Source organism: Pseudomonas sp. EGD-AK9 (assembly GCF_000465935.2).
Lineage (GTDB): Bacteria > Pseudomonadota > Gammaproteobacteria > Pseudomonadales > Pseudomonadaceae > Aquipseudomonas.
The window spans coordinates 1-4197 of the sequence record NZ_AVOF01000281.1; the positions used below are offsets into that span (position 1 = coordinate 1).

Annotated in this window: 5 protein-coding genes; 2 read left to right on the forward strand and 3 right to left on the reverse strand. The window is 68.5% G+C overall.

What is annotated here, in order from left to right:
- On the forward strand, window positions 1-791 hold a 791-nt coding region (locus N878_RS13830), incomplete at its 5' end, for an L-serine ammonia-lyase (protein ID WP_021444235.1).
- A 410-nt stretch (window positions 792-1201) separates the two neighbouring features.
- A complete protein-coding gene (locus N878_RS13835) occupies window positions 1202-2299 on the forward strand; it encodes a GlxA family transcriptional regulator (RefSeq protein WP_021444236.1) in 1098 nt (365 codons plus the stop codon).
- A 228-nt stretch (window positions 2300-2527) separates the two neighbouring features.
- Here the strand turns inward: N878_RS13835 and N878_RS13840 are convergent, their stop codons facing one another.
- From N878_RS13840 to N878_RS13850, 3 genes are all read right to left on the reverse strand, one after another.
- Window positions 2528-2785 (reverse strand): hypothetical protein, encoded by a 258-nt coding sequence (locus tag N878_RS13840; RefSeq protein WP_021444237.1) that lies wholly within the window; start codon window positions 2783-2785, stop codon window positions 2528-2530.
- A 25-nt stretch (window positions 2786-2810) separates the two neighbouring features.
- Window positions 2811-3584 carry an electron transfer flavoprotein subunit beta gene (locus tag N878_RS13845; RefSeq protein ID WP_021444238.1) on the reverse strand — a complete coding sequence of 258 codons (774 nt, stop codon included), beginning with the start codon at window positions 3582-3584 and terminating at the stop codon, window positions 2811-2813.
- Window positions 3585-3646: 62 nt separating this feature from the next.
- A partial coding sequence (locus N878_RS13850) for an electron transfer flavoprotein subunit alpha/FixB family protein (protein WP_021444239.1) occupies window positions 3647-4197 on the reverse strand: 551 nt, incomplete at its 5' end.

A 4197-nucleotide genomic window follows, 5' to 3' on the forward strand; every position in this document is an offset into this window, starting at 1 on the left:
CCAACGAAAAGGCCTGGCGCAGCGAGGCCGAGATCCGCGCCGGCCTGCTCGGGCTGTGGCAGGCCATGCAGGACTGCGTGGCCAACGGCCTGCGCGAGGAGGGCATCCTCCCCGGCGGGCTGAATGTGCGCCGGCGCGCGGCCAAGCTGCACCGCAGCCTGCAGGAGCTGGGCAAGCCCAACGTGATCGGCAGCACCATGAGCGCCATGGAATGGGTCAACCTCTACGCCCTGGCGGTCAACGAGGAAAACGCCGCCGGCGGGCGCATGGTCACCGCACCGACCAACGGCGCGGCGGGGATCATCCCGGCGGTGCTGCACTACTACATGCGCTTCAACCCGGATGCCAACGACGCCGACGTGGTCGACTTCCTGCTGGCCGCGGCCGCGGTGGGCATCCTGTGCAAGAAGAACGCCTCGATCTCCGGCGCCGAAGTCGGCTGCCAGGGCGAGGTGGGCTCGGCCTGCGCCATGGCCGCCGCCGGCCTGGCCGAAGTGCTCGGCGCCAGCCCCGAGCAGCTGGAGAACGCCGCCGAGATCGGCCTGGAGCACAACCTGGGGCTGACCTGCGACCCGGTCGGCGGGCTGGTGCAGGTGCCGTGCATCGAGCGCAACGCGATCGCCGCGGTGAAGGCGATCAACGCGGCGCAGATGGCCCTGCGCGGCGACGGCGAGCACCACATCTCGCTGGACCGGGTGATCCGCACCATGCGTGACACCGGCGCCGACATGCACGACAAGTACAAGGAAACCTCGCGTGGCGGCCTGGCGGTCAGCGCCATCGAATGCTGAACCGTGCTGGTGCGCCGGCCAGGGGTTGGCGAGTCGCGGTGCCGGCTTTTGGTGCGAACGGTCATTGCGGAAATGGCTGAAAAGTGACCTACTGGTCTCTGCTGTTACCGCCTGGCCGTTACACCGGCCAGGGCCTGGCGTAGCGCTCGCCACGCAGAGTGCTACCGAAATGCTCAAGGCCCCGTGCCAAGGGGCCTGCGAGCCTGTTCAGGAGGTTCGTCGACAGCCTGGAAAAGCCCGCCGGATGCGCCCTGCATCGACGGCGATATTTTTATTGAACGCTCAATCAATTTAGGCATGCTCTTTGCCTAAGCATGGATAGCTGACTGGTTCCTACGACCAGCGTCATAACAACAATGGAAGCTCGCTCAGTCGGGCTTCTCACCGTGCTTAGCGTGAGGGTTTCATCGATGTCGCAGTTCCCCCCGGGGGCCCAGCCCCAGAACCGTGTCGCCCAGTCCATCGGCTTCCTGCTGCTGGACAACTTCACCCTGATCTCCCTCGCCTCGGCAGTGGAACCCCTGCGCATGGCCAACCAGCTGTCCGGCAAGGAGCTGTACCGCTGGCACACCCTGACCCACGACGGCCAGCCGGTCAGCGCCAGCGACGGCCTGAAGATCACCCCGGACGCGGCGCTGGACAACGCGCCGGCGCTGGACGCGGTGATCGTTTGCGGCGGCATCGACATCCAGCACAGCGTCAGGCGCGAGCACATCTGCTGGCTGCAGAAGCAGGCGCGCCAGGGCCGCCAGCTCGGCGCGGTGTGCACCGGCAGCTGGGCGCTGGCCAAGGCCGGTCTGCTCGACGGCTATGACTGCAGCGTGCACTGGGAATGCCTGGCCTCGATGCAGGAAGCCTTCCCCCGCGCCGCCATCACCACCCGCCTGTTCTCCATCGACCGCAACCGCAATACCTCGTCCGGCGGCACCGCGCCGATGGACATGATGCTGCACCTGATCGGCCAGCAGCATGGCCGCGAACTGGCGGCTGGCATCTCCGAGATGTTCATCTACGAGCGCATCCGCAACGAGCAGGATCACCAGCGCGTGCCGCTCAAGCACATGCTCGGCAGCAACCAGCCCAAGCTGCAGGAAATCGTCGCGCTGATGGAGGCCAACCTGGAGGAGCCCATCGACCTCGACGAACTGGCCTGCTTCGTCGACATCTCGCGGCGTCAGCTCGAGCGCCTGTTCCAGAAGTACCTGCACTGCTCGCCGTCGCGCTATTACCTCAAGCTGCGCCTGATCCGTGCGCGCCAGCTGCTCAAGCAGACCAGCATGTCGATCATCGAGGTGGCCTCGGTGTGCGGCTTCGTCTCCACCCCGCACTTCTCCAAGTGTTACCGCGAATACTTCGGCATTCCGCCGCGCGACGAGCGTGCCGGCCAGCAGGGCGCCAACCTGGTGATGCTGCTGCCGATCCCCGAGCAGCAGGGCAATTCCAGCGCCGGGCTGGCGCTCAACCGCGCCCAGGGCGAGTCGACCTTCGCCAGCGTGCGCCTGCTGTAAGACGGTGCGGCAAGGTCAACGGGGCGCCAGTGGCGCCCCGTTTTATTTGGCGTCGCGGCTAAAGCCGTCTGAGCCGGGTGTAGGGTGGGCTTTAGCCCACCGCCCTGTGGCCCTCAGGCTTGACTGTCACCCTTGTGGATTTTGGTTGACCCCATCCACATATGCCTTGGTGGGCTGAAGCCCACCCTACGGCGCACCCTCCGCGCGGAGGGTGCGCCGCGGGATCGATCAAGCCGAAGCCGGCTTCGGCACCAGCGCCGGCAGCAGATGGCGGCTGATCGCCTCGCGCACGTTGGGCAGCAGGGTGGCGCTGCCGCCGAGCAGTTCCTCCACCAGGCGGCGCAGGGCCACGGCGCGTTCCGGGCTGAGGCCGCTGACGGCCAGCTCGCAGGCCTGCTCGGCGCTGGCGCCGGCGGGAATGCTCAGGCCCAGGGCCACCAGGCGTTCGCGGAAGTCTTCCTGGTCGATCAGGTCGGCATGCATCATGGTCGTGGCTCCTGGGCTTGGGGCGTCAACGTAGGACGCCTTCCTCGATAAGTAGTTTGAAGATAGCCTCGGCGCCGTCCTGCGGCGAGACATCCTTGAGCACCTGGCCGCCACCGCCGCTGGCCTTGGCGGTGGCCGCCTTCATCCGCTCGGCGCCGCTCTTGGCCTTGATCACCTTGAGCCGCTTCGGGCGCGGCTTGGCCGGCTGCAGACTGGCTTCGGCCAGCAGCGGGTCGTCCACCACCGCGACTTCATGGGCTTCGATCAGGCCGCGCCGGGCCGGGCCGAAGGCGCTCTGCCGGGCCACCGGGGCGGCGTTGTCGACGCTGGCGACGCAGGGCAGGCGCACCTTGAGCCGGCGTCGCTGGCCGCGTGGCAGGGCTTGCAGCACCTGGGCCACGCCGTTCTCGACCTTTTCCACCTCGGCCAGGCCGACCAGCATCGGCCAGCCCAGACGCTCGGCCAGGAGGAAGGGCAGCATGCCCGAGCCCTCGCCGGTTTCCGCCTGGCTACCGGTGAGCACCAGCTGCACACGGCTGCCCTGCAGGTAATCCACCAGCAGCGGCAGGGCGTCGGCGCCGTCGGGCTGTTCGAGCACGTCGAGCTGCTCCAGGCCCATGCCCAGGTAGCCGCGCAGCGCCTCGGCCTGCGGGTCGCCGGCATGCAGCAGCTGCAGCTGCTGCCCGGCCAGGCGCAGGCCCAGTTCCACCGCGCGGGAATCCTGTTCGGCGCGGCGCGGACGACCGGAGGTCGGGTGGGCGCCGAGCGAGACCAGGGCAACGATATTCAGATCAGTCATGTTGTCCCCGTAGCCCGGATGCAATCCGGGAAAGATGGTGGTGACCCCGGATGTCATCCGGGCTACGCCGCATCACGTTTGCCTTCCTGGCGCCAGGCGGCGACCCGCTCGAGCAGCGCCTTGAGAATCGCCGCCGAATCGCCGATCACCGACAGGTCGGCGCGCTTGATCATGTCGCAGCCGGGGTCCAGGTTCACCGCCACCACCTTGTCGCAGGCGCCGATGCCCTGCAGGTGCTGGATGGCCCCGGAGATGCCCACGGCCATATAGACCCGCGCGGTGACCCAGGTGCCGGTGGCGCCGACCTGGCGGTTGCGCGGCATAAAGCCGTCGTCCACCGCCACCCGCGAGGCGCCTTCGGTGGCGCCGAGGGCGACGGCGGCCTGGTGGAACAGCTCCCAGTCCTTCACCCCGTTGCCGCCGGAGAGGATGAACTCGGCCTCGGCCATGGGGATCTGCGCCGGGTCCACGGCCACCGGGCCGAGGTCCTGCAGGCGCGTCAGGCTGTGTGCGACCGGCGCGGCCAGTTCCACCGGGCGCGCCTCGTGACGGGTCTCGCTGACCGGTTCGGCGCACTCGGCGGCGGCCAGGATCAGCCGCGGCAGGGCGCGTT

Bases quoted from the DNA above. Each gene is read 5' to 3' on its own strand.
- N878_RS13835 (WP_021444236.1), top strand. From the start codon at position 1,202: ATGTCGCAGTTCCCCCCGGGGGCCCAGCCCCAGAACCGTGTCGCCCAG.
- N878_RS13840 (WP_021444237.1), bottom strand. From the start codon at position 2,785: ATGATGCATGCCGACCTGATCGACCAGGAAGACTTCCGCGAACGCCTG.
- N878_RS13845 (WP_021444238.1), bottom strand. From the start codon at position 3,584: ATGACTGATCTGAATATCGTTGCCCTGGTCTCGCTCGGCGCCCACCCG.